The organism is Rhizobium sp. GR12 (genome assembly GCF_036596185.1).
Lineage (GTDB): Bacteria > Pseudomonadota > Alphaproteobacteria > Rhizobiales > Rhizobiaceae > Agrobacterium > Agrobacterium nepotum.
The window spans coordinates 343,761-369,469 of the sequence record NZ_JASXTH010000001.1; the positions used below are offsets into that span (position 1 = coordinate 343,761).

A 25,709-nucleotide genomic window follows, 5' to 3' on the forward strand; every position below is an offset into this window, starting at 1 on the left:
TCAGGGCCGGTTTTGCAATTGACCTTGCCGCGATCTCGGCAAACTAATGCCGCATGACCGTTCAAAACGACAATAGACCCCTCCTCCGGCTCGTCCGTCTCGCCAATGGCGCTGACCTCGAATTGCCATCTTACGAAACCGGCGGCGCCGCCGGCATGGACCTGCGCGCCGCAGTACTGGCCGGTGAACCGCTGACCTTGCGACCGGGCGACCGGGCGCTGGTGCCGACCGGCTTCGTCTTCGAAGTCCCGCAAGGGTATGAGGCGCAGATCCGCCCACGCTCCGGTCTCGCCATCAAGAACGGTATCACCTGCCTCAATTCTCCCGGCACGGTGGACAGCGATTATCGCGGCGAAGTGAAGGTCATTCTCGCCAATCTGGGGCAGGACGATTTCGTCATCGAGCGCGGCATGCGCATCGCCCAGATGGTGATCGCGCCGGTGACACAGGTTGCCGTGAGCGAAGTGACCGAAACATCCGAGACCGCGCGCGGCGCCGGCGGTTTCGGTTCGACGGGGCTTTGACCAACCCAGCCTTTATGGCCGATTGTTTTTGTCCCTGATTTTCGCTATGGGTTTGGCGGATTTCGGGGGAAACGACCATGACGCTGACGACCCTTCTTGCCTATGCCACCGCACTCTTCATCGCCGCCGCCATTCCCGGCCCCGGCATGACGGCGATCGTGGCGCGGGCGCTCGGGTCGGGCTTCCGGGAAACCTTCTTCATGGGCCTCGGGCTGGTGCTGGGCGACATGATCTACCTCACCGGCGTGATACTGGGCCTTGCCTTCGTGGCGCAGACCTTTCAGGAGGCCTTTATGGTCCTGAAATTCGCGGGCGCGGCCTATCTTCTCTATATCGCCTGGAAGCTGTGGACCGCCGGCCTGTTGCCGCAGGACCTGAAGGCGAAAAAAAGCACCAGCATGCCCATGTCGTTCCTGTCCGGCCTGCTGATCACGCTCGGCAATCCGAAAACCATGCTGTTCTATGTGGCGCTGGTGCCGACGCTGATCGACATCCGCATGATCGGCCCGTCTGAATATGCGACACTTCTGGCTCTTACCTTCGTCGTATTGATGGCCGTTCTCCTGCCTTACATCCTGCTTGCCGCCAAGGCGCGCAACCTGCTCAAACGGCCAAGCGCGCTGACGATCCTCAACCGCACGGCGGCAGGAATTCTGGCCGGAACGGCGACCATGATCGCGATCCGCAGCACCTGAAACGATTTCGTGCATTTGGCCGGCTTATCGTGAATTTTTTCCGGTAATCGGATGATATTAGGACGAACGTTCGCTGGTCTGGCGAGACTATTGCTCCTATTCTGCCGCTGAAATCTTGCGGTCGCATATCATGTGGCCTTCATACAGGAGAACATCATGCCCGAAGCCAGAAAGCCCGGACGCGGACGCGTCTATTCCTCCATCACGGAAACAATCGGCGATACGCCGATCGTGCGGCTGGACAAGCTGGCGAGGGAAAAGGGCGTGAAGGCCAACCTTCTCGCCAAGCTGGAGTTTTTCAACCCCATTGCCTCCGTGAAGGATCGCATCGGCGTCGCCATGATCGACGCGCTGGAAGCGCAGGGCAAAATCACCCCCGGCAAAACGACGCTGGTTGAGCCGACCTCCGGCAACACCGGCATCGCGCTCGCCTTTGCCGCCGCCGCCAAGGGCTACAGGCTGATCCTGACCATGCCGGAAACAATGTCGGTCGAACGCCGGAAAATGCTGGCCTTGCTGGGCGCCGAACTGGTGCTGACCGAAGGCCCGAAGGGTATGAAGGGCGCAATCGCCAAGGCGCAGGAACTGGCCGAAACCCTGCCTGACGCCGTTATTCCCCAGCAGTTCGAAAATCCGGCCAATCCGGATATTCACCGCAGGACGACGGCGGAAGAAATCTGGAACGATACCGAGGGTACGGTTGATATTCTCGTCTCCGGCATTGGCACGGGTGGTACGATCACCGGCACGGGCCAGGTGCTGAAATCCCGCAAGCCGGAAGTGAAGGTCATTGCTGTCGAACCCGCCGACAGCCCCGTTCTTTCCGGCGGCAACCCCGGTCCCCACAAAATCCAGGGCATCGGCGCAGGGTTTGCGCCCGCGATCCTCGATACCGGAATCTATGACGAGATCGTCACCGTCACCAATGATGAGGCTTTCGAAATCGCCCGTCTGGTGGCGAAACTGGAAGGTGTGCCCGTCGGCATCTCCTCGGGCGCGGCACTGGCAGCGGCGATCAAAGTCGGTTCGCGCGAGGAAAATGCCGGCAAGAATATCGTCGTCATCATTCCTTCCTTCGCGGAACGTTACCTTTCGACCGCGCTTTTCGAAGGGCTCGGGCTTTAAGCTACCTTATTGGAGCGCAGACGACTGCGCCTCGAACCGCAAATGTTCTATTATGCCGCTGGCCGCCCGCCGGCGGCACAATTGTTTTAACCGGCAAGAGGATGCAGCAAGGCCTCTTACATCGCCGCCGTCAGCCTTTCGCCAACGATACGGTAGGAAATGGCTTCCGCCATATGGATGCGCCCGACCGTCTGTTTGCCGTCCAGATCCGCCAGCGTGCGGGCAACCTTGAGAATGCGATGATAACCGCGAGCGGAGAACTTCAACCGTTCGGCCGCGTCACGCAGCAATTGCAGCCCCGACGGGTCGGGCTCGGCATATTTTTCGATCAGCGTCGTCGTGCAGCGGGCATTGGTGCGGATGCCGGAAAAACCCGCCGCCGCATAGCGCTCCTGCTGGGCATGACGGGCGCGGGCAACACGGGCGGCAACCGCCGCACTTGGCTCAGCCACCGTGGGGCGGATGAGATCGGCAGCGGAAACGGCGGGAACGTCGATGCGGATATCGATACGGTCCATCAGCGGTCCGGATATGCGGGCCTGATAATCAGCCATGCAACGCGGGCCTCTGGCGCAGGTGAAACCCGGCTCCCCTGCCCTGCCGCATCGGCAAGGGTTCATCGCGGCCACGAGCTGGATCTCCGCCGGATAGGTAACACGGTGATTGGCGCGGGCGATGATGCATTCACCCGTCTCCAGCGGCTGGCGCAGAGCATCCAGCACCTGCGGCGAAAACTCCGGGAATTCATCCAGGAAAAGAACGCCGTGATGGGCAAGCGAGGCCTCTCCCGGTTTGGCACGCAACCCTCCGCCGATCAGCGCCGCCATGGTGGCGGAATGATGCGGCGTGCGGAACGGCCTGCGGTCCGACAGCTTGCCGCCGGACAATTGTCCGGCGATGGAATGGACCATGGAAACTTCCAGCAGTTCCGCCGCCTCGAGCGGTGGCAGGATTGACGGCAGCCGCGCGGCGAGCATGGATTTTCCCGAGCCGGGCGGGCCGACCATCAGCAGATTTTGCTACATTAATTCTATCATCTCAGATATGGAATGCAGCATGACCAAAGCTTATTCATACATTCGATTCTCCACGCCGGAACAAGCGCAAGGGGACTCCCTACGCCGCCAAGTCGCGAAAGCGGAAGCTTGGGCGCAAGGGCGCGGCCTGATCTTGGACGACTCCCATCGCGACCTTGGTATCAGCGCCTATCACGGAGCGAACCGGACGAATGGTGCCCTTCGATCGTTTCTTCAGATGGTCGAGGAGGGCAGGATCGAACGAGATTCATATCTCATCGTGGAGAGCCTGGACCGCCTATCGCGCGAAACCGTGATTGATGCTGCGACTCAGCTTTTCGCCCTCATTCAAGCCGGCGTCGTCGTCGTCACCCTCAGCGATGGTCAGGAATATTCGGCCACTCGCCTCAGGCAAGACTGGACGCCTCTGGTCATATCACTTGCGGTCATGGCACGCGCGCATGATGAAAGTCGCGTGAAGAGCGAGCGCGTCGGGGAAGCATGGCGGCAGAAGAAGGCGGCTGCACGTGCAGAAGGAAAGCCGATTACGCCACGATGCCCAGAATGGCTCGAAGTCCGCGACGGAAAGTTCATTGAGCGCGAGGAAAGGGTCAAAATCGTGCACCGTATTTTTCGGGAAACGATCGAAGGATTTGGGCGACGAGAGATCGTATGCCGGTTAAACGGCGAAGGAAAGCTGCCGTTCAAAGCCGACGAGAAGCGGAAAAAGCCTTCCACTGGGTGGCAGACTTCGAGTGTCGCGAAGATCGTGCAGAACCGCGCAGTGATGGGCGAGTACCAACCTCACACCGGCACACATAAAGCGCGCAACAGAAAGCCAGAGGGAGACCCCATCAAAGACTACTATCCCCGGATTGTGGAGGACGACGTATTTTGGCGTGCCCAGGCCTCCGTTGAAAACCGGCGACAGCAGACTGGTGGCCGGCGCGGAAACAACGGGGCTCACATTCTCCAAGGGCTGGCGAAGTGCGCAGCTTGCGGCGGTCCAATGCACGTCATGAACAAAGGCAAGCCGCCCAAAGGCGGAATTTATCTCGTCTGTTCTGCCAACCGACGAAACACTGGATGCGACAATAGCCGAGCTTGGCGCGTGGACAAACTTGAGGAAGCCGTTCTTCTGTGTCTGACCTCTTTCAAAACGCAATCCTTCGAGAGTTTAAACGGTACTGTCGTTAATCAGGGTCAGAGAGTCGACGCGCTCCGGGCGGAGTTGGATGACCTCAATCGCAGGAACAAAGTTCTCATGAGGCTGGCGGAGTCCGAAGACGAACAGGCAGAAGCGCGCTTCCTTGAGAACGCCAAGGAAATTAAGGCCAAGAAAACGGAACTAGCGGCGGCCGAGGCGGAACTGGCGACACACCAAAGCGACCCTGGCGACGCCGTCCGCCTAGCAGAAATTCTCCAGTTGTCGACAGACTTTTTCAGAACAGAAGGTGAGGAGAAACTGGAAAGTCGAATCCGTCTTTCATCCCTTATCCGCCGGATCGTGGACCTCATTCAATGCGATCCAGTCCGGGGAGCCTACATGGTATTGCCAATCGACACGAAAATCTGGCGCGTAAATGCTCCCACCGAGGGCGCATTTGCCTATCAACTTGATCTCCAGCCGCGAGCGATTGACGCGCCTCCTCCTCGTTTTCTTTTCCTGCTAGTGAAGAACCCTAACGATGAAGCGCGTGATGCCTTCTATCAAGGTAAGGGTGGTCAGGTGATGGCTGCAGACGGGATCAAGGGTTTCCCGTCGCCACACGCCTTTAAATCACGGCAAAAATGAACAGACGGCATCGCCCGAGCGCCTGCGCGACGGCGATGAAACCAAGTCGCCCCCGCGAGGGGCGTGAGGCCCTTCCCTGGGGGAGGGCCGCAGCACCGCCCTTGGGCGGGGTGGGGGCTTGCAAGCATCACGTACTTGTACGTGACTGCAGCGCCAAATCGTTTCGGAAGCGGAACGTATTTTCGGCGCTTGACCTGTCCGCCGTCGCGCATGACCATAAAAAAACACCACGTCACAGGGCGGGAACCCTCAGTGGTGCTTTTTCAAGGACAAGTCCATGATTGCCAACGGCGCGATTGTTGTAAAGACCCCCATTTCTGAAGGTTGAGCCCGAGGCTGGGACATATCCCAGCCGATCCGGAGCACCATCATAAAAGTTTCAGTGTTGACAATTCGGACGCGCACGTAAGTTCGGCGCGTCCCGCAACGTTCCAGTACGATGCTTTCGGCCCCAGCCAGCATCTCCGGGTTCTTCACCCAGAAAACCAGAACCGCAACGGTGTTCGTAAAGGTGTCGTATCTTTCGCGCAGCGCGTGGCTGACGGCGGTAAGAACTGGAAAGAATGGACTGTCCCGATTGGCGGAGACGCCATTCTCCATGCCGAAGACATCTTTCGCCGCACCGGCAGCGAGGATGTCTATGTCAGTCAGCAGGCTTTTGGCCGGTGGCGCGGCATCGCTGACCTTACTGCCCTCGGCTCCAATTACGTCGACCTTGACTATCATAACCGGAAACGGTGGCAGGGACGCCCCGCGGCCGACGTCGCCGCCGCAGTACTGTACAAACTGGAGGAGGATGGCTTGCCGCTTCCATCCTACATCCTGTCCACTGGCCGAGGTCTGGTATGTGTTTGGCTGACGGAGCTTTTGCCGTTCGCAGTACTCCCCCGCTGGAACCTGGTGCAGAAAGCATTGGCCGAGGCATTAACGGAGTTCGGCGCGGACAAGCGTGCCCTTGATGCCGCTAGGGTGTTTCGGCTTTCGGGGAGCACTAACTCGCGCGCCGAATGGGATCGGCGTCAAGTCGGCATGATCTGGTGTCAGGGAACGCCTGAAGCGCCGACACGCCATCAGTTCGCGACGTTGGCCGACGAGGTGCTGCCGTTCACCCAAGCGGAATTGGTATCACTGCGCGCTGCGCGCGCCACCCGGAAGGCCGAGGGGCTGGATAGCCACATCAGGCCCGCACAGCGCCTTTCTCAGGCTACCCTGTGGGGAACGGTGTTCGAAGACCTTCAACGTCTCCGTAAACATCGGAGTCCAGAGACTGGAGCACTTCCTCCTGGTCAGCGCGACGTGTGGATATTCCTTGCCGCCAATGCTTTGTCTTGGACTGACGTTCCGGATGTCATGGGCCGCGAAATTACGACCCTCGCAAAGCAGGCGACGAACTGGACGGATGCGGAGACTGACGCCCGCCTCAGCGCGGTCGTCAAGCGAGCGAAACAAGCCGCAGATGGCCTCAAGATGGAGTTCGGCGGTCGCGAAGTTGATCCACGATACAAGTTCAAGGCATCCACGATCGTCGAATGGCTGGGTATTGAGCCGGCCGAACAGCGTGCGGCTGGGCTTCGGGCACTCGTGGATGAAGACCGTCGCAGAGAGCTTAACACAGAGAGAACCCGTGAGAGCCGGCACCGCCGCGGCGCTGCCGATCGATCCGCCCAACAGATGGCCCGCCTCGAACTCGGACAGAAATGCCTTTATCTTGCGGCAAAGGACGGCATGAACCGCGCCGAACTCGCCGAGCACTTCGGCGTATCGACAGGCCAGATTTCCAAGGCAATGACGGAAGCGAAGGCATCCGAACGATAAACGGAACCCCTTGGCAATTCTGCCTCGGTCACGATTCGTCGCGGTGTATGGTGTTTACCAACGCCTGGGGGAGGCCGTAGGCCTGGGGGTGCTTGCACCCCCGCCCGTTCTTATGAAATGATCCAGTTCTTTATTAACCTCGACACGCGCCGCATCCACTGAGCCGCGAACTGGCCACAGGCATGCTGAGTACGTGCCCTCAAGCAACAGCCACCGCCTCGTCCTTCTCGAAACGGAACACCGCTGTGAAGGAAGCGATCACCGCTCGCTCTGGTGTAATTGAATGGAGATCGCCGTCTTTGAACAAATACTGCGTGATCCCTCCAAACGTATCCGGGGAAATCGGATTTCGAGCGTTTGGATTGTGAAACACCTGCAATTCATCGGACCAGTACTCTTCATACCCGGGAGATAGAATGTCTTCTTGGAACGGAATGCCGACGTAGGCATCCGGGGAGGGATCGTAACGGAAGCCTTGGCGTATATACATATGGTTCTCTGGCACAAAGCCGGCCCGAAGTCCCATTCGATTGAACTTCGGCAAGGTACCTGCATTGGAGAAAAGCACTGCCGAGACGTTCTCCGCGCCCGGGAGATCAAAGAAGCCTGTCGGGACCGTTTTTCCACCGTAGACATGCTCATCTCCCTTCACCATTCGCCAATAGCCGCCGCCCTCCTTGGCTTCAAAAACGACGCGCTTGCCGTAGAGATATGGCCACAGAGCCGAATGGCTGTACGTCATTGAACCAAGGTTCTCCAGGTCCGCTGGCTTGTGGAAGTCGGCGACTGCAATAATGAATGGCTTTCCCTTCGTTTCCGCGCGGTCCCAGTACGGCTCCCCAGCGACGTTCTTTTTATTCAACTTACTGGTCAGGCTGGAGCCGAACTTCATCGGCATATAATGCTGGAGAAACTCAGCTTGCTCTTCTGGCGTTTTTGGCTCCGGATGGACTGCGAGTGGCCCCGATGTGGATGGCGAGACAGTCGTAGCCTCCACGGTAAAGGCGATACCAGGCGCACGACACGAAAAGTCTGGCGCTTCAGGCTGAGTGACGTCGAACCCAAGTTCTCTGAACGCTGCCCACAGATAAAGCTCCCAAATTCTCTGATCGAATGCCGTCGTTTGAAACTCTTTTACGAAGTGAGGATCAGACGGAGCGAGCCATGGGCCAATCTCTTTTAGCGCCGCCCGGGCTGGCATATGTCCAGCATCGTTCAATACCTCGAAGTAAGGGTGCAGCTTCTGATCATGGGTAACGCTGAGCAGATCGAACGGCGCGTTTGGCTCGTCACCTTGCCAACCGAAGTCCGCTGGGATGCCTTCCCTCACTAGCTTAGCCATTTCGCTAAGCAGGATTTCCGTGGCCAGCGGTTCACTCTTGATACTGGCATCGACCTGACAGCATCGAAAACGTCCAATTCGGTCCCGCGCAAGGATCATCCAGGCAAAGTCCTCATCCGTGAAGTCAAAGCTGATCAGACCAAGAATGCGCTCCTCATTGTCGGCCCAATATGACACTTCACCCGAGATCAAACGGCTGACGGCCATCCGAACTCCGATAGAGAGCAAGTGAAACCGGGCTGGAGTGAGTTCCTTTATAAGCTTCTCATTTTCCGCCCGCGCCATTGCCCGCCTTTTTGCCTCGCCCATCCCAAGCCTCCCAATCGCCCATTACGCGAGGCGTAACATTTTTCTGCAACCGCTAACAAGGTAGTCCGAACCGCCAATAGGGTATGTGACGTCGGGAGCAGTCGGTCCCGGTTCCCGCCGAGCCGGCGGCGCTATGCTGAACCTCCTGCGGCAGCCCTTCTAACCGATCGTCACATGCGCGAATTCCCGCGCCCTCCTCGACATCGAGGAACACTATGCTGGGCGCTCCGATACGCTCTTCTTCACCACGGATGCGGTTCCCGCATTCGGATGGACCACGGGTCCATTTTGAAGTCAAACGTGCTGTACGAGGCTCTACACGCGCCCGTACAGCACATTTAGCGGTTCAGATGGGCCAAGATACCCCTAAATCCATTTCCCCACCCTCACCGCCGAGCCTGCCAGCATGCTCGCTATGTCAACGCCCACGGGCATCCTCCGCGGTGCTGCGGCCCTCCGGGTGACTGCCGCTGTGCGTGCCGGCCGTCTTGGAGGCATCGGGACGGGGAACATCAAGAGTTCCGCCCTGCGGGCGGGTCCGATCCCCTCCGGAAGGATCGAACAGGGAACAGGCCCTTCACTCCATAACCTTAAAATTCTACCGATCCCGTTAACCGCCCCTCCGGCACAACTCAACCATTCCGCGTTATTGCCTGGGCTCGATTCTCACGCTGTGATAAAAAGAAAGGGTAGTGAAATCAGAGGCGAAAGGCACTTCGATGCAGGTCACCACAACAACCATTCCGGGATTGACGTTCTCCATTCAAGTCGAGGAAGTTAATCACCGTGACCAGTTTGGCGGCCTCATTTGTTACCTTGCTTCCCTCTACCGGCTCGATCCCAAGACCTCAGCCCGACACCTTGTCCGGCGTTCCCGCATCCCGGGCACTGCCGACGACATGAAACGTGAATTTCAACAGGGCGGCATCCAGGCATTCCGTCGCCTCGAAGCCACGGCCTGAAAGAAGGAAACGCCAATGATCGCGCTCCGTATCCTCTCCCTGCCGCTCGCCATGGCAGCCTTCGCCGTCCTTTACGTCGTCGCGACCAAGGCCCCCGAAGCCGTCGAGATGACGAATATCATCCTTTGGCTCCTGCTGCCTGCGGTACTCATCGCAAAGGGTGCGAGACGCATTTGGAAGTGAAATATTTTTCCAAGACTTCACCAGTTCGGAACCGCTTTCACGTCCGCTTCGCCATAATTGAAGAACTCAGAGGGTGACGGCGTCTTCAATTAGCTCGAAATCAAAGAACTCGATCCAATTTCGGCTGAATGAGTTCTTTAATAAATTATTTCAATAGGTTAGCCGTCTGCCGTATTGGATATTTTCATTCGTTCTGTATGCTGGACCTCGTCACAGCGACAGACTTAGTCACGAACATGGAGAGAGAATGTGAGGAATACGAACATCACGGTAATCGATGAAGAGACGCGCAAGGAGCGGATTGCTCAGGCTTGGCACTACATGGTGCCGATTACCCCTATGCCGTTGGAAGAGATGGAGGCGGCACTCGGTATGGTCGCCTATTCTACCATCAACGCTATCTCGGTCGAGGAACTGGGTTTCCTCGGGCGGTCGATGCTTGTCTACGGTGACTCGCGAGCCCGTGAGGCAATTTCGGGGTTCGAGGAAGAGTAAGCCATGACCAGCGAAGTTTTCGTGAGCGCCGGCGTAATCGGCGCATCAGACAACATCGGCTTTCTTGAGCGGTTGCCGAACGCACACGCGCAACAGCGCGACGGCGATCGTCGAGGTAGACAAATGACGGATCGGCGGATGGGTGCATTCGTTTCAGAGCACAAGATCGGCGACACGGAAATCCATGTCAGGGAGGAATACGGCCTCGGGGACCGCCACCGCATCTACGTGATGACGGGATCGGAACGAGTGCGCGATTCGGCGGATTTCACCGAGTTCGCGGGACTGGCATTCGCCTGAGAAACTCAAGATCAGGAAAAGGAAGAAAGATATGGAATTGTATGTAATGCCCTGGAAACGCGACGCTGACGTATACGGCGAAGCCGCAGGAATGATGTGTGACGACCGCGTGCTCGACCTCGTAGTGACGTATTGTGCGGACGGGACATTCTCGTGGGAAGTCGTAGACGGTTGCGACGGCATCGACTCTGGCACTGCCGCCAGCGCCGCCGAGGCCCGCCGCGCTGCCGAAGCCGCCGGCCGTCGCGCATTCATCCGCGCTGCCTGACAAAATATCTCACGGCGTGATTTTTTATTTGCCGCCGATCTCACGCCGTGAGACCATAAACATAGATTGAAAACACGAGGTAACAGAATGGATTTCAGCACTTGGAAAACCCTCGATCCCGTCGAGGACATCGCCCGCAAACTCGGGTTCGACATCGGCAGTTGCCGAAGCTGGGACGACTACAGCAGTTGCTTCCAGGCTACCAACGACAAGGACGTGGGCCATCTGGTCAAGCGAGCTAAGGAGATCGCCGGCGTCCTTTCGATAGGCGAACTCCCCGTCCTGCAAGCGATGCTGCACGCCGCCGACTTCTCGCGGCAGGCCGACGAAATTGCCGAGGAACGCACCTGGAGGCGTCTGGACTATACCCACGGCGACAACGCCACGGCGGTCGCCCTCGCTATCCTGCGACAGTAGCACGATGGCCGAAGTCGCACAGGACCACAGAAAGCGACAGGCAGCGTATGCGGCCAAGAATAGGCGGAAGGCGAAAGCCCTCCGCCGCCCCGACGCTCGTGCGATCGCAGACGCCTACATGGCAGCCGTCGAAGGCGGCGGCCTGGAACGGATGATGCGCGTCTACATCGGAAAGCTCGCGCCAGACTGCGACGTGGACGCCCGAACTCGGGACGCCGTGGAACTGGTGCGATCCGTCGCCGTCCTCGTCCTTCTCGACAAGGGCTATGATCTCGGCCAGATCAGGGACAAGTTGGCGTCCATGACCGAACAGTGAAAAGGGCGGCATTTCTGCCACCCTTTTCTGATGTGTTTCTCTTGAACCCTTCCCTTGGCGGTTCCGGTCCCGGCGGATTGGCTTCACATCGCTTTCCGCCCGCCGCCCTTGTCCCCATCTATCTCCAAACCGCGCCTGTGGCTCTCAGATCGACCGGACAAGGAAAGTGTCCGTCACCGGCGCGCACAGGTCAATGAACCGTGCTGCGCGGATTCCCGGCGCGGCATACTGATTTTCGCTGTCGAGGATCGCACGCACGAACGGCTGCAGTCGCTCGATTTTCTCACTTTGCCTCATGCTCACCTCGCTTCGACGTTGAAGGACAAGACGCCCGTCGCCGTCTGCCCCGTACCAGTGTCCGTCACACGCACAGAAAGCTCATGCTCACCCGGTACGGGAACCCCCGAAAACTGGCGGTTGGCGGCATCGTAAGTCATCCATTCCGGCGTCGAAGTCGGCATGACCTCCACGGCCCCCGTCGACCGTGAAACCACGACGCCCATGGTCAGCGGCTGGCCTGCCTTGAGACGATCGGCGGGCGACGTATCGGTACTTGTGAACTCGACGCGTAGCGCGTCGGCGGGCGGCTGCAGGAGCGATCCCGCGTTAGCCGGTAGGGTCACCAGGGCGAGGAAAAGGGTGGTCAGGAGCGTTTTCATGGGGCCTTTCAGTAAACGACCACTTTGTGCCAGGTCGTGCGCGCAGGTTCGACGTAATCGGAATCCCGCGACGGGCAGGCGTCTGTTTTTATGGCGACGTCATACGAACCCCTGCCAGGGTTACCGTAGAGGTTCCCCCCGTTAGGTCCCCCGCGCCGAAACGCGAAGCCTGCCGGGTAATCAACGGACCAGCGGCCTGCGCAATCAGGATGCCTGTACACGGACATCGCAATGTCGACCTGCGGCACACCGTAAGCCGCCCGGTCCGCCGCGGGAAACCGGAAGGTCTCGGCGCTTGCGCTCCCCGCCGCGAATGCCGCCAGCACAACGGCGGTGATCGGCGAGCACCTCATCTCGGCACCCACTCGCCGTAGAAGAGCCAGGTCATTACCCGAGCGATTTCGGCGCTGGCAACGTTGCCCGCATGGAAATATCCCGCGAGCAGCATTGGAATAGCCGCCATTTGGAGTATTCCGTAACCGGGCGATCCTGATGCAAATGCGCCAAAAGAGACAGCGATCAGGGTCACCGCACTTACGACGAACGCGGCGGTCAGGAGACCATGGGCCGCCAAGCTCCCCACTAGGACCGCGAGCCAGAAGCCTCTGGATTGAGACTCTATCTTCATATGTTTGCCCTCCTGCGGGACGGGGCATCGATCACCACGACGATGAGCGCCGGCACAGCGCAGAACACCGTCAGCGAGACGAGCGTGGCCGACAGGTGCGGCAGTCCCGCCAATCCGCAGGCCATCGCCAGACCAAACCCGCCCGTAGTCCAGATCATGAGTTTTTTCATTTCGATTTCCCTCCCTTTTTCGAAAGCCCTGGAAGACCAGTCTTGGGCAATGTGCCGCGTCCGGCAAGCGCCAACATTCCGCCGAACGCGCCAGAGACGAACCCGGCCTCGCCGTAAGAAGTGCTTTGACCGAACCAAGCCAGCACACGGTCAGGGAGAGCCCATATCTGCCCGTAAGTCCTCAGAACGACGTACCAGATCATGTAAGTCTGTCCGAAGGTCAGCAGGATGTAACCAGGAAGCCCGACGACATGCCCACCCGACTGCGCAATGAATGCCGTTGCCCATAACCGGTCCAGCATTCCGAGGACGGGGTTGAAGACTCCATACGCGGCAAAGATCGCGAGCATGGCCAATGCGGGCCGCAAGAAAATATTTACGGTGAAGAGCAGGCCGAGCTTGACGCTGTCCCCAGCGAAATCATCGCTGCCGTCCATCTTGAGCCAACGCAGGCACCAGAGCGGCAAGGCAATCGTTGCCTCCATCAGCGAAGCCAGCAGGGCAACGCCGGACACAAGCATGAAGACGTGCGGCATGAAGGGGATCACGTATGCTCTCAGCGCGCCGATGATCCAGACGGGAATGATGGCAAACTTCGACCAGTCGAGGAAGTAGTCGACCGCCGCCGCCCCGAAAAACTCCACGATCTGGTTGCCTGCAACACCCGCGACTATACCGCCGGCGGCGATAGCAGCGTAGACACCCGCCATCATCGCGTGGCCTGAAGAAATCAGCGAGCCCATTTCGTCGCGTGGCTCCCTGTCATCGGCAGGCTTCGCCGCCCATTCAACGATCGAGCGGGATACCGGCGCGAGGATTTTCGTGGCGGGGTCAGCCGTCTCGTCGCCCGCCGCGGCGAAATCGTTGGCACTCAGCGCCTGACGTTCGGCTTCGCCCGACACCTGCAACCGCAGCGCATCGAATGCTTTCTGGATCGCTTCGCCGAAATCCCCATCGACGCGCGGCGGGGTATCTTCGGGCCGCTCGTTTGTCATCGCCGTCGTGATTTCCGAAACCTGCGCCAGAGTTCTCCAATACATGCCAGTCGCTAGGAACCCCTCGTGACGGGCACCCTCAACGAGGGCGTCACGGGAGCCGGCCGCGATGGTCTTGGCCTCCTCCTTGGCCGCGGCCGTTATAGCACGGTCGTAGGCGGCACCCATGGAACGAATGTTCTGGACGAGATCGGGTGACAGCACCTTGGACGTCACAGCATTCGCCGCTGCACCCGCCGAGGACAGCCCCGAGGTTTCGGCGGCAAGGCGCGCGTATCGGCCCGCCTCTACCCGGAAGGCAACCACAAACGCCTTTATTTCCTCGCGCCGCGCTTTCGAGAACGACGGGCGATCGTCGAGGGCGCTGAGGGAAAACTGCCCACACGTCGGACCATAGGCCCACGTGTGGCGGCGCTCGGACCCGAGGATGCCCATACCCGTCTCTTCACCCTCGGGATCGGGCAGACGCGCATTCCAACCCCACACGTCTCCGGCCTGATTGTAGACCGCCGCGCAGACTTCGTGCCGCAATATCGTCATCGCGATGCTCGACCCGTTCGAGGATGCGGGCGTAATGGTGACGCCCTCCTTGACGACGGTGGTGATGCCCGTATTAGACAGGGCATTGCCGAGATTGACACCAGGCCGGGCAACAAAATCCCGAAGGATGTAATGAACGCTGGAAAACCCGGTCGAAGACAGGGGAATCAGAAGCCCTATTGCGAAGACAACCCGCAGGGGCGTCCAGATGTGGTGCCAACGCCCGCCGAGAGCCTCTCCGGTGCGGGCTGAGGCAACTATCGCCTGCAAGGTTTGATAGGCGACGAGGAGACCGCCAAGAAATGCGAGGACCGACGTGAAAACCTGGAGGACGCGGCCGTACATCGTCGTCGCCTCACTCGGCAACACCGCGTTGACGATTTGCCATGCGATATCGGTGGGCGGCGGTTCAGCCAACAGATCAATCATTTAGAACCTCCTGGCATTTTCGGTCCCGTTGGGCCGCTCGTTCCATCTGGATCGTCAGGCGTGGCCTCGTTCTTCGTGTCGGCGTCCGAACCGCGCTTGTCGAGGCCGAGCGTCTTCTTTTCGGCTTCCGTCAGAACGACGGAGACGACCGGCAGAGACAGCCGAGGCGAGGGTTTCGGCCTTGCGGTGGCTCCAGCCGATCCCGACTTCCCCGCGCTGCCGTTGTCGTCGCCGCCGTCGCCCGCCCTCGCGTCGGTATCGGTCGACGCGGGTACGACTTCGAAGTCAGCCACGCTCTTGAGTTCATCCGCGCCGTCAAGGATCGTTTGTCCGATCCCCGCGATTTCGGGGAGCGTGTGCCAGATCGCAGCCAGCCAGGGACGGGGACACGGCTGCATGTCGCCGTCCCGCAGGAGTTCAGCACGGTATCGGATGCGTTCTTCCAGCATGCGCCAGCCCGCCGCATCACCGCTGGACGCCAGCTTTTCGAGGTATGCCAGGAGCGCCGGACACTCCTCTTCGAGGAATGCCTGCCGATGGTGTGTCGGTCGCCCGCGAACCAGCAGGCACCACCGCACTACGTCCACTGCCGCCCCGTGTGCCGGATCGAGGTGGGACATCCCGATATCGCGCAAGACTGCACGGGCGTTCTGCCGAAAAATCTCTTCGCCGCCGTCCTTCATGGCGTCATCCCTCCCGGTGTTGGTGTCGGACCCGGTTCGTCCAGCGCGGCGGCAAGCGCCCGCGACAAGGTCCGGATTTCCTGTTGTGCAGCGAGGAGCCTTTGCCGCTGTTGGCGGAATGCATAGCCCGCATCGGCAGCCTTTCGTTCAAACTCACGGCGTGAGTTGCGCTCTCTGCCGGCGGCGGCTCTGGCCTTTTCTACGGCAGCCTTAGCCGCGGCGAGATCGCGAGCGAACTCCTTGCGGACCTGGTCGCGGATGCGGGATTCCTGAATGCCATCGACAACCGCCCGGAATGCACCCCCGACGCCTTTCAGGCGATCGGCGGCCGCCGTGAGCTTCTCTGCATGTGCCTTGACGGCGCGGGCCTCGGCTTTGGTGCGATCAATGTAGTCGCGGCCCTTCGCTTCCACGATAGCCGCCCTCTCCACGGCCCGCTTGAGCGCCTGCGCCTGCGTCCGTTCCGCCATCCATTCCTCACGGGTCAGCCGGCGGCGCTTAGGACCGATACGGGTAAGCCCGCATGGCACGGCCACGGCCTCGTGATACGAGTCCTGCCATTCGCGCATCGCGCCCTTGTAAGCGGCGTTGGACCGCTTGTTCAGGGCCTTTCCGTCCTCGCCTGGTCTCCGCCCCTCGGCCATCACCGCCCGTTTCGCGACGATGCCGGGATGGAAGACGGCGGCCCTGAGTTCCCGGTCCTCACTCGGCAGCACATAGGCGTGGATATGCCACTGCTGTTCGTCGGTGTGACGAATGACGGATTTCAGCGCCGACCCGTACTGCTGCCTCAGCCAATCGATCGTCAAACGCTCCCATTGCCGAACCTCGGCCAGCTTTGACTTGTCGCCACGGACCTCTTCGACGGTGTAGGGGTGCGAGGCGACGACGGTGTGGAGTGTCTTCTGAGTACTCTGGATTTTCCGTAGCTTGCCCCGTGCTCCGGGCGTCATCGCCACCTCAGCCGCGGCGTCGTGCATCGCCCGAACCTCCTCCACGCCGACGCCCCAAATTGTCGTCGGCGGCTTGGGATCGCGAACGTGGACCGACGCTATCGGCTTTCGCGAAGCTTCATCGAAAACGAATGTGGTGTTGCGCCCCTTGGCATCGGGACGTCGGCACCAGGGTTCGAGGTGGACGAACTGGAAGGCCATGACGGGCACTCGAAGGAATACCCCAGCGTGCCTGCCGGCGGAAAGGAAAGGAAGGCAAAAGTACCATGATAGTGACCGACTATCATCATTCCTGCGTCATGATGGCGGCTCTCCGAGGGCCGCGCCGCATAGCCATTTCATGGAGACCTGGGGGGCCATGTCGTCGCTCTGGCGACGAGGCGACCGAGTGGTTGCCCTTAAACTTCAAGAAAACCGAGAGCCTGCGCCTTCGACAGTGCCGAGCTGTCGTCCGCTGGCAGCCACCAGCTTTTTCCGTCGGAGACCAGCGTGCCCCTATGCCCTTAGCTTCGTCCTTGCGCGCGTATGGGACTAAGTGGGGATTCGTACTACTTCCGGAGCGGATTCCGTCTGCGGGGTTTTGCGGCCCCCTTACCACGTCTTCGGTCGAGCGCCGCCAACGCTACGTCGATTGCGGGATCGTCGAGCGGTCGCAACCTCGCCTGCTCCGCCCATGGCGGCGCTTCAATTCTTCGCCAAGTCTTGTAGGTACCAGGGACCGGAACCATCGCAAGCCCTTCCTTCAGGCCGCCCTCAAGTCCGTACACATCCATAAGGACCGACGGATTGCCGAAATAAGGAGCCGGCTTCGTGAACACCCCAACGCGGATGATGCGTGCCAGCGTCCCGCCCCATGTAGTCCGGCTTATCCAGAACCCCGGCCCATCGGCGGCAACGAACATTTCAAAGATATTCTGACCATCGCTGCCCCTCCAATCATGCTCGTGCATGCCTTGAACCCTTCTTCGAAATCTGACGCGGCTACACTGCTTGCCTAACATTATCGCGATCAGCCCATTCTGAGGCTGATTCGGCGTTGGAACAATGGAGGGACATACCGGATATCGATTCGTCTTTTTCGCGCCCAAAACTGACCTACGCGAGAGATAGCCTCAGAGTGCTAAACCTAAACATTACCCAGAGTCAGCCATCATAGCGCCGGGCCAATATCACTGATGGGGTGGTCCGCGAACCACCTTGACAGTGTCGCCATCGCACCGGGCTCAAGTTGATGAGTGAAGATGAGCGCCAAGCGCCTCTTCGGCCGCGAGACCGCAACATAAAACAAGTTGCGACATCGCTCGTAGGCCGTCGTTCGAGTACCAATCAGGCTAGGGTTCCCAGCCATCTTCAAATAGAGATTGAAGTCGTACTCGTTCCAGCCGCGCCCGAACACTACGAGGACATTTTCGAACTGGTCGCCCTTCACCCCATGCTTGGTTTCAAACGGAGAGTGACCGTCGAGATACTCGCAGAGCGCGATGACCTCTTGATAGGACACTGCGTGAAGCGCATGGAGTTCCTTGACGCGTCCAGTCAGCGGTTCACCACCCGCGAGTGCGTGCGAAAGCTCTCTCTCCTGACGCAGGACCACATCTGAGAGGATTGGCAGGCCCGTAGAGGACAGGTGCGTGATCACGTCGCCGACCGTGCCCGTGTCACGAAGTTCACAGAGCCGCCTCATGGCATCCGCCCACCTCGCCTTGTCGGCCGGCCCATTCATCACTGGACGCGCGGCATCAATCGCTTCGAACATCTTGCCGAACCGCTTGGCGACGTAGGCACGCGCCGCCGGTTCAAGGTGCTCGTGGAAGTACGCGATGATCTCGTTGGCCTTACGCGTGAAGGAGTCGTTGAACGCGAAGACGGTTCGCATCGAGCCGTAACCCATCTCTGTCGCAAGCGCCCGGTGGGTGAGCATCAGGACCTTCGTGTCGCCAGCAAAATCCCAGCCAACGCTCTCGAGCTCGGCACGGACACTCCGGAGCGCTCGCGCCGCTTCGGCCGCAGGGAGATCGCCCTGCCAGTGGTTTGCCGTAAGCCGTACACCGCCCCATCCGTTGGTGTGGAAGACGTGGACCTCGCCCGGCGCAACCGGGTCCTTCACCGCCTGCGCGAGCTCCGGGCGGATCAAGTTCAAGCTGTCGACGATTGGCTTCGAGCTACGGAAGTTCGCCTTCTTATCGATCCGCTTCAGCGCCTCATGTGTAATCGAGCCACAGCCATCGCCGTAAATCTTCTGCCAGTGGTCACCGAAGAACCCGAACTGCGGCGTCATCGGCTTGCCCATGAACTGGTTCTTGAGACATTCGATGAGCTCGGCGTTCGTGTCCTGGTACTCATCCACGAGGATGATCGGGAAGCGCGACGCCACTGCGTTGCGGAACTTCGCGGACTGCATCAGCTCGATAAACACCGGGAAAATGTCGTCGTGGTGGAGGTTCGCCGTACCATCTTCGATGGAGCGTCGGCCGAGCGCGTATCCGACCGCCGTAATGTTCGCGGCATCGACTTCTTCGATGCGATCCGCCCAGCCCGGCAGCGTGCGGACGAGCCCGCGAAGCCGCTTCTGAAACGGGCTGACGAGCATCCATGCGAACGCGTGGGTCGTGTCGCAGTAGATCGCCGGATCGCCATCGGTCTGCGCTATGATCATATCCCGCGCGACGTTGGTGTAGGTAACGCAGGCGACTTGCTGGTGCGCACGTTGAAGCTCTCGTGTCCGGTCCTTCAGGATGTAGCGAAGCGCAGCAATCAGCGAGTAGGTCTTACCAGCGCCAGCGCCTGCCTCGAACACGAAGCTCGACCCGTCGTCGAGGCAGCTTTTCAGTGCTTCCCATGCGGCATCCGCAGCGGCCTCAGCCGGATTGGGTTGAGCTGCCTCAATCATTCGGATTCACCGAAGCTTGATGGTCAGTGAGCGCATCGATCGCATTGACGACCTGCGCTTCGGCGGCAAGCGTCACACCAGGATCAACGACAGCGGCGTTACCCGCGGCGAGCCAGCGTACGCCCTCTTCGATGTATCGCGGCGTAACCCATTCAGTTTTCGTAATCGCGTATGTCAGCGCGAACTTCGACTTTTTCTGCTTCGTGGCCTTGTCGTGTGCCGCCTTCGCAAGCGCGTCATTAGTCGCGCCCGTGATGCCGAACAAGGTCTGATTCGCGAGAATGAACGCGTCTTCGAACGTCCGGCCACACGGCCTGCCCGACGCTTCTGGCACCTGATATGCGAGACGCAGATTGCCTCGGGTCTTGGCGGCGTTATCGGCCGCCACCGCCGTCGACAGTGGGAACAAAGTCTCCCCATCCGTGACTTCTTCCTCGTCATCGCTAGCAATCTCGGCTGCGGTCGTGTCTGCCATCGCCGGAGCTGCTTGCGGTGAGGCTACGGGCGTTGTGGCCCGTTCCTCGGGAGGCGCTTCGGTCACAGTTACGGACACCGGAGCCGCAGCATCGTTCGTATTGAACCAGTGCTTGATGCAGGAATTACTGGTGGTCTCTCCCTCGTAGACTAGGCAAGCTTCGAGCTTCTTCTTGGCGTTGCGTTTAACCGCATCGAGATCGGTGATGATCAGACTGCGCAGGCCCAGGAATTCCAGGAGCGGAATGAAGAGTTGTGCATAGGCCCCTCCTACCTCCATGATCGTGACGTATTGGCCGCCAAGCTTCAGGGACGGATCGACAGCATCGAGGGCGCGCATCACCTGCGGCAACATCAGCCGCTCCGTAGTCCCTTCAATCAGCACCGCCTTATCCGCGAAAAAAAGGTCGCAACGCGTCAGCGTCAGGTACTGGTGCAGGAAGTCAGAGGCTGGCCCCTTCAATCCAGCGAGTTCACTACTGAGGTCTTTGACCTGAGTGCAACGCACGCCTACCGGCTGATCCTTTGACGTCACGGCGAAATAGCGGATGGTGTCGAAGCGGGCCTCGTTCGCGACGTGCGGCGAATGCGTCGAGACGACGAATTGCACCGGCCACGAGACGTCCTCTCCCTCCAAGGCACAGAGCTTTTTAACGATCTCCGGCAACTGCCGAATGAAGACCTCCTGCATCTGCGGATGCAAATGGGCTTCAGGCTCTTCGATCACGATGAGCTGCAAGCCGGGCGCATTCGCATGCGCCCGGTACTCGCGGAAGAAACCAACAATCTTGAGGAGGATATAGAGAAGATTGCGATACCCGAGTCCGTTGTAGGACTCTGGTAGTTGCACGCCGCTGTAACCGGCGTACTGAACCTTCGTGAAGTTGGAAAGGAGCTTGCCGACTTCAAGCTTCGTCTCCGGCTGCAGTGGCGCGTTGTCCATGCCCGGATACCCGAAATACTCAATCGTCGGCATGAGCTTCGCGAGCTCTTTCTTGAAATCCGTGTCCATGCTCGACTGGATTTCCTCGACAGCCTTCTGGAGCCCATCAGCGATGTTCTTTTGGGAGCCGTCCGCCGTCGAGACGGAGGCGCTTTGGAATAAGCCTTCAAGCACCTTTGCTAACACGTCGGTGTCACGGCTACCCGTGCCGTCGAGCGCACGTTGCGCGTTCACAAAGCCGAGCGACAACAGCTTCATGACAGCGTTCTGGGTCACGTTGCGCGTGTTGGTCGCGTCCTGTGGGTCCTCGGCCCACATCTGCGTTGTGAAAAGCGTCGGCACGCGGTCGGCCAAGCTGCGGAAGAGTGCCAAGCGATCCTCGTCTGAGTGCGCTTCGTCGATTCCTTGCAATACGGTTTCTTCGTGCCCCTCGAACAAAGTTGCAATCCGGCCATCGGCGAGGCTTCGCGAGCACACGATGACGGCCTCTGTGCAGTTGACGTCGGTATCTATGACGAACTCGCGGAGCGGGCCGAACTCGGGAACTGTCGGGTCAAAGCTCACGTGAAGCCGCAGATCGATTGACGGTACGAGCCCGCGAACCTCTTCGAGGTCTGCACCTTTTAGGTGCGCGCGATGCGCCGCGCAGAATTGATCGTAGCAAGCGCTCGAAAAATCCTCGATCTCGAATGTGCTCCTTTCCGAGAGGAATTTGCGGATAACGTCGGAGAGCGAGGTCTTTCCGCAATTGTTGCGCCCGACCACGACTGTGGTCTCGTCTTCAAGCTGCAGAGAAATATCGTGCAGTAAGCGGAAGTTCTTTATTTTTATTGTCTTTAGCTTCACGCAACCGCCCCATCTGAAAGACATTACCGGTGGGCAACTTACACTCCGGATGCAGCTAGCGATAGTAAAGAATTGGGAGCCGCTTGCGCTCGATGCACTGCTTAAAGCCGTCGCGCGAAACGTCTGAAACAGGCCGATAACGGACTTAACTCCCCTTAATTAATGTAGCACAATGTCAGCAGATTGTGGCCGCCGGCCGCCGCCACCTCCAGCGCGCGCCTGGCGGTCTCCTGCCCCTTGATATCGGCCAGATCCGGTAAATTCACCGGATTGGTCCGGATGGCGGGCGTTGGCCGGGAGAGAAGTTGGGTACCTCGAAAATGATTGGCAAGCGCAATGAGGCTGCGCGGGGCGAGAATATCGATGTCAGGCCCGGCCCAGGCCGCTTCCGGCCCGCTCTCGGCCGGACATATCAATCCCTTGCCGAGCGCATTGGCGCCGATCGCCGCAGGCAGGGCGCCCGAAACCATACCGATGGTGCCATCAAGGTTGAGTTCGCCGAGAACCACATATTGCCCGAGCGCCTCCCCCGGTATGGCTCCCAAGGCAGCCATGAGACCAAGGGCGATGGGAAGATCGAAATGCGATCCTTCCTTCGGTAGATCGGCAGGCGCCAGATTGACGGTGACTTTTTTTGCCGGCAGCGCCAGACCCGAGGCGTGCAGCGCGGCCTGCACCCGCTCCCGGCTTTCGGCCACCGCCTTGTCCGGCAAGCCGACGATCTGGATGCCGATCTTTCCGGGTGCGACCATCACCTGCACCTCAACCGGCACACTCTCTATGCCCTGAAATGCAACCGTATTGACCCGTGCCACCATGGCCTGCCCCCGCAAACCGGCCGCAATATCAAAGCATCATGCCTCGATGGCGGCCACCCGCAAGCAACCTGCCACAGCGCAAAGAATAAAACAAGAACATCCAGTGAACAATTTCACGCGCGTAGTGTATTTTAGTTGTATCGAGTTGTACTCGTGGAACAAACCGGAGACGGCTCCGAAATCGCCTCAGATATCCTGCGCTTCGCGTTTTTTCTCGATCGCGTCCCACAACAGGCTTGCCACATCGGCACCGCCGAATTTGCGCACTTCGCGAATGCCGGTCGGCGAGGTGACGTTGATTTCCGTCAGATAATCGCCGATCACATCAATGCCGACAAAAAGGAAACCGCGCTCGCGCAGGGCGGGACCGATACGGCGGCAGATTTCCTTCTCGCGCGCCGTCAGTTCCGTCGGTTCCGGGCGGCCACCGGCATGCATGTTGGAGCGGGCATCGTTTTCCGCCGGCACGCGGTTGATCGCGCCCACCGGCTCGCCATCCACCAGGAGGATACGCTTGTCACCCTTGCGAACATCCGGCAGATATTCCTGGGCAATATAAGGCTCGCGGAACATCTGACCGAACATTTCCAGCAGGGAAGAGAAATTGCGGTCGTCACGCGCCGAATGGAAAACGCCCGCACCGCCATTGCCATAAAGCGGCTTCAGGATGATATCGCCCATTTCATTGCGGAACCGGGCAATTTCGGCCACGTCCTTGGTGATCAGCGTCTTCGGCATCAGATCGGCGAATTCGGTGACGAAAATCTTTTCCGGCGAATTACGGACCCAAGCGGGATCGTTGACCACCAGCGTTCTGGGATGAATGCGTTCCAGCAGGTGGGTCGAGGTGATGTAGGCCATGTCGAATGGCGGATCCTGACGCAGTTGGATGACATCCATGGTCGCGAGGTCAACACGCTCCGGCTCCGACAGCGAGAAGTGGTCGCCCTTGATGTCGCGCAATTCCATCTGCTCGACGGTAGCGTATATCTTGCCATCGCGCATGGAGAGACGTTCGGGCGTGTAATGGAACAGCCGGTATCCGCGCGCCTGCGCCTCAAGGCTCATGGCGAAGGTGGAGTCACCGGCGATATTGATGCCGGAGACATGATCCATCTGGATCGCGACGTTCTTGATCTTCGCCATGCGCATGTTCCTCTTGCAGCATGCGGACGCCTTGCCGGTCCGCCGTGCCCATTGCCTCGTCTTTTCGCGATTCCCGGCAGGACCGGAAGAGACCCGGAAATGCTTCAGAAAACCCTGAAGATGTAGGGCAGCGACCATTCAAACGCAACTGCTGCGAGGGGGGCTTTTTGTGAGTTTTATTGAACCTTCACAATTCCGCTGGTGGAGCTGCGCTGACCCCACCTGCCAGAGTGTTTTACCGGTTCAGGCCGCCAGCTTATAGGAACGACCGGCAAACAGCTTGTTCTTGACCCGATAGGCCAGAGCCAGAGCCGTGGGGAAAGGACGGCGCATGAAGGCGACCTTGCGGACATATTCATCCACCCGCCAGGTGGCCCATGTTCCCGCGCGGAAATAAGCGACATCGCCGACCCGCAGGATGCTGACCGAACCGTCTTCCGCCGTCACATGCACCTCGCCCTCGAGAATATAGACGGTCTCGTCCCAGCCGAAGAACCAGCGGAACTCACCCGCCGTGCAGTCCCACATGGCGGTGCTGGAGGCGCGGTCGCCGCTTCTGGAATGATCCGCCGCGCGCGCCTGAGGGTCGCCGGAAATGATCCAGTCCGGGTTGATGGGCGCGGGTTGAAGCCGCAAATCCGTGCAGGATGCGCTGACGACGGCCTCGTCTTTTGCACGGCGAAAAGAGGCCGGCAACATGGGCACCGTGCGGATCGCCATGGTTGCCGCCGCCGCGAACATCATCTTTAAAGGCATATTAGAAAACCCCCATGAATTATTGCAGGTCTTCTATCATCGGGATCGTAACGAAGCGGTTTTGACAATCGGCGCAATTTTAGCCATCGCGCCGATTTTTTCCGATGGCTCAGGCGGTCGCCATCTGTGAGGGCTGCACTACGGCCTGCTCCGCTTTGCCGGCGATGCGCTTGCCGGTCTCGCTGGAGAAGAAGTGCAGCTTGTCCGGCGAAATCGTTACCGAAAGCGCGTCGGGAACCTGCACGTCAGGTGGAAAGGCCACGGTCAGGTTCTGGTCGCCGTGCATGCCGTGCACGAGGCGTTGCGAACCAAGCTCCTCGATGTAGTCGATGCGCAGGGGAATGCCCTGTTCGTCTGCGGCCGCGAGCCGGAAATCTTCCGCCCGCATGCCCACCGTAACCGGGCCGGAGGCAGGGGCGAAACCGTTGAGCGCGATCAGCGAAGGACCGATTGCTAGGCAATCCCCATGCAGTTCCGCGTTCAGCAGATTCATGGCGGGAGAGCCGATGAAGCTTGCGACAAAGGTGGAAGCCGGGGTGTGATAGACCTCGAGCGGCGCGCCGATCTGTTCGATGCGTCCGCCATTCAGCACCACCAGACGGTCAGCCAGCGTCATCGCTTCCAGCTGGTCATGGGTGACATAGATGGAGGTGGTGCCGAGGCGCTTTTGCAGACGCTTGATCTCGCCGCGCATGGATACGCGCAGCTTGGCATCAAGGTTGGACAAAGGCTCGTCGAACAGGAAGGCCGCCGGTTTGCGCACGATGGCGCGGCCCATGGCGACACGCTGGCGCTGGCCGCCGGAAAGGGCGCGCGGCCTGCGGTCCAGATAGGGTTCCAGTTGCAGCATGCGGGCGGCCTCGGCCACGCGCGCATCGATCTCCGCCTTCGGCGTCTTGCGGTTCTTCAGCCCGTATTCCAGGTTCTGGCGCACCGACATATGCGGATAAAGCGCATAATTCTGGAACACCATGGCGATATCCCGGTCGGCGGGATCGGTCTCGTTGACCACCCGGTCGCCGATCTTCACCGTGCCCTCGGAAATATCCTCAAGGCCGGCGACCATGCGCAAAAGCGTGGACTTGCCGCAGCCGGAGGGACCGACCAGAACGATAAACTCGCCGTCCCTGATGTCGATATCGACGTGATGCACAGCGCGCACGCCGCCATGATAATCCTTGCAGACCTGACTGATTTCGATCGCGGCCATTTCGGTC

At 59.7% G+C, this 25,709-nt stretch carries 26 protein-coding genes and 2 pseudogenes; 13 read left to right on the forward strand and 15 right to left on the reverse strand.

The features are described from left to right. Positions 1-53 precede the first annotated feature (53 nt). The 3 genes from dut (at position 54) to cysK (ending at position 2,344) form a co-directional block, all read left to right on the forward strand. Positions 54-524, forward strand: a complete 471-nt coding sequence (gene dut / locus QSK43_RS01635; RefSeq protein WP_332302061.1) for a dUTP diphosphatase — start codon at positions 54-56, stop codon at positions 522-524. Between the two features lie 77 nt (positions 525-601). After that, positions 602-1,219 (forward strand): LysE family translocator, encoded by a 618-nt coding sequence (locus tag QSK43_RS01640; protein ID WP_046799448.1) that lies wholly within the window; start codon positions 602-604, stop codon positions 1,217-1,219. Between the two features lie 156 nt (positions 1,220-1,375). Then, positions 1,376-2,344 (forward strand): cysteine synthase A, encoded by a 969-nt coding sequence (gene cysK / locus QSK43_RS01645; protein ID WP_045018306.1) that lies wholly within the window; start codon positions 1,376-1,378, stop codon positions 2,342-2,344. A gap of 116 nt (positions 2,345-2,460) precedes the next feature. Here cysK and QSK43_RS01650 read toward each other — a convergent pair. Continuing rightward, positions 2,461-3,360, reverse strand: a pseudogene (locus QSK43_RS01650) (YifB family Mg chelatase-like AAA ATPase); the annotation flags it as partial. A 40-nt stretch (positions 3,361-3,400) separates the two neighbouring features. Here QSK43_RS01650 and QSK43_RS01655 point away from each other — a divergent pair. After that, complete coding sequence (locus QSK43_RS01655) at positions 3,401-5,155, forward strand: recombinase family protein (RefSeq protein WP_332302062.1); 1,755 nt, start codon at positions 3,401-3,403, stop codon at positions 5,153-5,155. A gap of 249 nt (positions 5,156-5,404) precedes the next feature. Here QSK43_RS01655 and QSK43_RS01660 read toward each other — a convergent pair whose 3' ends face one another. Continuing rightward, complete coding sequence (locus tag QSK43_RS01660) at positions 5,405-5,881, reverse strand: hypothetical protein (RefSeq protein ID WP_319323749.1); 477 nt, start codon at positions 5,879-5,881, stop codon at positions 5,405-5,407. A gap of 75 nt (positions 5,882-5,956) precedes the next feature. On the opposite strand from QSK43_RS01660, the gene QSK43_RS01665 reads away from it, so the two are divergent. Then, on the forward strand, positions 5,957-6,970 hold the full coding sequence (locus QSK43_RS01665) for a hypothetical protein (protein ID WP_319323748.1): 1,014 nt from the start codon (positions 5,957-5,959) through the stop codon (positions 6,968-6,970). Positions 6,971-7,169: 199 nt separating this feature from the next. Here QSK43_RS01665 and QSK43_RS01670 read toward each other — a convergent pair whose 3' ends face one another. Continuing rightward, positions 7,170-8,621, reverse strand: a complete 1,452-nt coding sequence (locus tag QSK43_RS01670) for a hypothetical protein (protein ID WP_319323747.1) — start codon at positions 8,619-8,621, stop codon at positions 7,170-7,172. Positions 8,622-9,340: 719 nt separating this feature from the next. On the opposite strand from QSK43_RS01670, the gene QSK43_RS01675 reads away from it, so the two are divergent. The 7 genes from QSK43_RS01675 (at position 9,341) to QSK43_RS01705 (ending at position 11,562) form a co-directional block, all read left to right on the forward strand. Next, positions 9,341-9,583, forward strand: coding sequence for a hypothetical protein (locus tag QSK43_RS01675; protein WP_332302063.1), 243 nt, complete (start codon positions 9,341-9,343; stop codon positions 9,581-9,583). A 15-nt stretch (positions 9,584-9,598) separates the two neighbouring features. Next, complete coding sequence (locus tag QSK43_RS01680; protein ID WP_332302064.1) at positions 9,599-9,766, forward strand: hypothetical protein; 168 nt, start codon at positions 9,599-9,601, stop codon at positions 9,764-9,766. Between the two features lie 249 nt (positions 9,767-10,015). Continuing rightward, entirely contained in the window at positions 10,016-10,261 is a 246-nt protein-coding gene (locus tag QSK43_RS01685; protein WP_332302065.1) for a hypothetical protein, read from the forward strand. Positions 10,262-10,264: 3 nt separating this feature from the next. Then, entirely contained in the window at positions 10,265-10,561 is a 297-nt protein-coding gene (locus QSK43_RS01690; protein WP_332302066.1) for a hypothetical protein, read from the forward strand. A 31-nt stretch (positions 10,562-10,592) separates the two neighbouring features. Then, positions 10,593-10,829, forward strand: a complete 237-nt coding sequence (locus tag QSK43_RS01695) for a hypothetical protein (RefSeq protein ID WP_332302067.1) — start codon at positions 10,593-10,595, stop codon at positions 10,827-10,829. 87 nt (positions 10,830-10,916) lie between these two features. Beyond that, positions 10,917-11,246 carry a hypothetical protein gene (locus tag QSK43_RS01700; protein ID WP_332302068.1) on the forward strand — a complete coding sequence of 110 codons (330 nt, stop codon included), beginning with the start codon at positions 10,917-10,919 and terminating at the stop codon, positions 11,244-11,246. A gap of 4 nt (positions 11,247-11,250) precedes the next feature. Then, positions 11,251-11,562: a hypothetical protein gene (locus QSK43_RS01705; RefSeq protein ID WP_332302069.1), complete on the forward strand. Its 312-nt coding sequence runs from the start codon at positions 11,251-11,253 to the stop codon at positions 11,560-11,562. Positions 11,563-11,861: 299 nt separating this feature from the next. On the opposite strand, the gene QSK43_RS01710 is transcribed toward QSK43_RS01705, so the two are convergent. The 11 genes and pseudogenes from QSK43_RS01710 to QSK43_RS01760 form a co-directional block, all read right to left on the reverse strand. Then, on the reverse strand, positions 11,862-12,221 hold the full coding sequence (locus QSK43_RS01710; RefSeq protein WP_332302070.1) for a putative Ig domain-containing protein: 360 nt from the start codon (positions 12,219-12,221) through the stop codon (positions 11,862-11,864). Positions 12,222-12,570: 349 nt separating this feature from the next. Further along, the gene (locus QSK43_RS01715; protein ID WP_332302071.1) at positions 12,571-12,849 is read right to left on the reverse strand and encodes a hypothetical protein; all 279 of its coding nucleotides are present in this window, start codon (positions 12,847-12,849) and stop codon (positions 12,571-12,573) included. After that, complete coding sequence (locus tag QSK43_RS01720; RefSeq protein WP_332302072.1) at positions 12,846-13,019, reverse strand: hypothetical protein; 174 nt, start codon at positions 13,017-13,019, stop codon at positions 12,846-12,848. Before QSK43_RS01720 ends, QSK43_RS01715 begins: the two co-directional genes overlap by 4 nt. After that, positions 13,016-14,983: a DotA/TraY family protein gene (locus QSK43_RS01725; RefSeq protein ID WP_332302073.1), complete on the reverse strand. Its 1,968-nt coding sequence runs from the start codon at positions 14,981-14,983 to the stop codon at positions 13,016-13,018. Before QSK43_RS01725 ends, QSK43_RS01720 begins: the two co-directional genes overlap by 4 nt. After that, entirely contained in the window at positions 14,980-15,666 is a 687-nt protein-coding gene (locus QSK43_RS01730) for a hypothetical protein (protein WP_332302074.1), read from the reverse strand. The genes QSK43_RS01725 and QSK43_RS01730 overlap by 4 nt, the downstream gene beginning before the upstream one ends. Next, the gene (locus QSK43_RS01735) at positions 15,663-16,820 is read right to left on the reverse strand and encodes a hypothetical protein (RefSeq protein ID WP_332302075.1); all 1,158 of its coding nucleotides are present in this window, start codon (positions 16,818-16,820) and stop codon (positions 15,663-15,665) included. The genes QSK43_RS01730 and QSK43_RS01735 overlap by 4 nt, the downstream gene beginning before the upstream one ends. A 949-nt stretch (positions 16,821-17,769) precedes the next feature. Next, the gene (locus QSK43_RS01740; RefSeq protein WP_319322445.1) at positions 17,770-19,509 is read right to left on the reverse strand and encodes a UvrD-helicase domain-containing protein; all 1,740 of its coding nucleotides are present in this window, start codon (positions 19,507-19,509) and stop codon (positions 17,770-17,772) included. Beyond that, a complete protein-coding gene (locus QSK43_RS01745; RefSeq protein ID WP_319322442.1) occupies positions 19,502-21,772 on the reverse strand; it encodes an ATP-dependent nuclease in 2,271 nt (756 codons plus the stop codon). The genes QSK43_RS01740 and QSK43_RS01745 overlap by 8 nt, the downstream gene beginning before the upstream one ends. Before the next feature lie 176 nt (positions 21,773-21,948). Next, positions 21,949-22,590: pseudogene (locus QSK43_RS01750) on the reverse strand (magnesium chelatase domain-containing protein); the annotation flags it as partial. A 186-nt stretch (positions 22,591-22,776) separates the two neighbouring features. Continuing rightward, positions 22,777-23,736 carry a glutathione synthase gene (gene gshB / locus QSK43_RS01755; RefSeq protein WP_045018356.1) on the reverse strand — a complete coding sequence of 320 codons (960 nt, stop codon included), beginning with the start codon at positions 23,734-23,736 and terminating at the stop codon, positions 22,777-22,779. A 243-nt stretch (positions 23,737-23,979) separates the two neighbouring features. Beyond that, a complete protein-coding gene (locus QSK43_RS01760) occupies positions 23,980-24,492 on the reverse strand; it encodes a cupin domain-containing protein (RefSeq protein WP_045018302.1) in 513 nt (170 codons plus the stop codon). Between QSK43_RS01760 and QSK43_RS01765 the strand changes: the two genes are divergently transcribed. Beyond that, positions 24,434-24,622: a hypothetical protein gene (locus tag QSK43_RS01765; RefSeq protein ID WP_332302245.1), complete on the forward strand. Its 189-nt coding sequence runs from the start codon at positions 24,434-24,436 to the stop codon at positions 24,620-24,622. The two genes, QSK43_RS01760 and QSK43_RS01765, sit on opposite strands and share 59 nt — an antisense overlap. Here the strand turns inward: QSK43_RS01765 and QSK43_RS01770 are convergent. Further along, entirely contained in the window at positions 24,602-25,702 is a 1,101-nt protein-coding gene (locus QSK43_RS01770) for a sn-glycerol-3-phosphate import ATP-binding protein UgpC (protein WP_045018301.1), read from the reverse strand. The two genes, QSK43_RS01765 and QSK43_RS01770, sit on opposite strands and share 21 nt — an antisense overlap. Between the last annotated feature and the right edge of the window lie 7 nt (positions 25,703-25,709).

What these genes read in the sequence shown, in the direction of transcription:
- QSK43_RS01725 (WP_332302073.1), bottom strand. Translation starts at nt 14,983, where the DNA reads ATGATTGATCTGTTGGCTGAACCGCCGCCCACCGATATCGCATGGCAA.
- QSK43_RS01760 (WP_045018302.1), bottom strand. Translation starts at nt 24,492, where the DNA reads ATGCCTTTAAAGATGATGTTCGCGGCGGCGGCAACCATGGCGATCCGC.
- QSK43_RS01675 (WP_332302063.1), top strand. Translation starts at nt 9,341, where the DNA reads ATGCAGGTCACCACAACAACCATTCCGGGATTGACGTTCTCCATTCAA.
- QSK43_RS01695 (WP_332302067.1), top strand. Translation starts at nt 10,593, where the DNA reads ATGGAATTGTATGTAATGCCCTGGAAACGCGACGCTGACGTATACGGC.
- QSK43_RS01765 (WP_332302245.1), top strand. Translation starts at nt 24,434, where the DNA reads ATGGGCACCGTGCGGATCGCCATGGTTGCCGCCGCCGCGAACATCATC.
- QSK43_RS01660 (WP_319323749.1), bottom strand. Translation starts at nt 5,881, where the DNA reads ATGATAGTCAAGGTCGACGTAATTGGAGCCGAGGGCAGTAAGGTCAGC.
- QSK43_RS01730 (WP_332302074.1), bottom strand. Translation starts at nt 15,666, where the DNA reads ATGAAGGACGGCGGCGAAGAGATTTTTCGGCAGAACGCCCGTGCAGTC.
- QSK43_RS01655 (WP_332302062.1), top strand. Translation starts at nt 3,401, where the DNA reads ATGACCAAAGCTTATTCATACATTCGATTCTCCACGCCGGAACAAGCG.
- QSK43_RS01715 (WP_332302071.1), bottom strand. Translation starts at nt 12,849, where the DNA reads ATGAAGATAGAGTCTCAATCCAGAGGCTTCTGGCTCGCGGTCCTAGTG.
- cysK (WP_045018306.1), top strand. Translation starts at nt 1,376, where the DNA reads ATGCCCGAAGCCAGAAAGCCCGGACGCGGACGCGTCTATTCCTCCATC.
- QSK43_RS01710 (WP_332302070.1), bottom strand. Translation starts at nt 12,221, where the DNA reads ATGAAAACGCTCCTGACCACCCTTTTCCTCGCCCTGGTGACCCTACCG.
- QSK43_RS01770 (WP_045018301.1), bottom strand. Translation starts at nt 25,702, where the DNA reads ATGGCCGCGATCGAAATCAGTCAGGTCTGCAAGGATTATCATGGCGGC.
- QSK43_RS01740 (WP_319322445.1), bottom strand. Translation starts at nt 19,509, where the DNA reads ATGATTGAGGCAGCTCAACCCAATCCGGCTGAGGCCGCTGCGGATGCC.
- QSK43_RS01735 (WP_332302075.1), bottom strand. Translation starts at nt 16,820, where the DNA reads ATGGCCTTCCAGTTCGTCCACCTCGAACCCTGGTGCCGACGTCCCGAT.
- QSK43_RS01670 (WP_319323747.1), bottom strand. Translation starts at nt 8,621, where the DNA reads ATGGGCGAGGCAAAAAGGCGGGCAATGGCGCGGGCGGAAAATGAGAAG.
- QSK43_RS01705 (WP_332302069.1), top strand. Translation starts at nt 11,251, where the DNA reads ATGGCCGAAGTCGCACAGGACCACAGAAAGCGACAGGCAGCGTATGCG.
- QSK43_RS01720 (WP_332302072.1), bottom strand. Translation starts at nt 13,019, where the DNA reads ATGAAAAAACTCATGATCTGGACTACGGGCGGGTTTGGTCTGGCGATG.
- QSK43_RS01680 (WP_332302064.1), top strand. Translation starts at nt 9,599, where the DNA reads ATGATCGCGCTCCGTATCCTCTCCCTGCCGCTCGCCATGGCAGCCTTC.
- QSK43_RS01690 (WP_332302066.1), top strand. Translation starts at nt 10,265, where the DNA reads ATGACCAGCGAAGTTTTCGTGAGCGCCGGCGTAATCGGCGCATCAGAC.
- gshB (WP_045018356.1), bottom strand. Translation starts at nt 23,736, where the DNA reads ATGGCGAAGATCAAGAACGTCGCGATCCAGATGGATCATGTCTCCGGC.
- QSK43_RS01640 (WP_046799448.1), top strand. Translation starts at nt 602, where the DNA reads ATGACGCTGACGACCCTTCTTGCCTATGCCACCGCACTCTTCATCGCC.
- QSK43_RS01700 (WP_332302068.1), top strand. Translation starts at nt 10,917, where the DNA reads ATGGATTTCAGCACTTGGAAAACCCTCGATCCCGTCGAGGACATCGCC.
- dut (WP_332302061.1), top strand. Translation starts at nt 54, where the DNA reads ATGACCGTTCAAAACGACAATAGACCCCTCCTCCGGCTCGTCCGTCTC.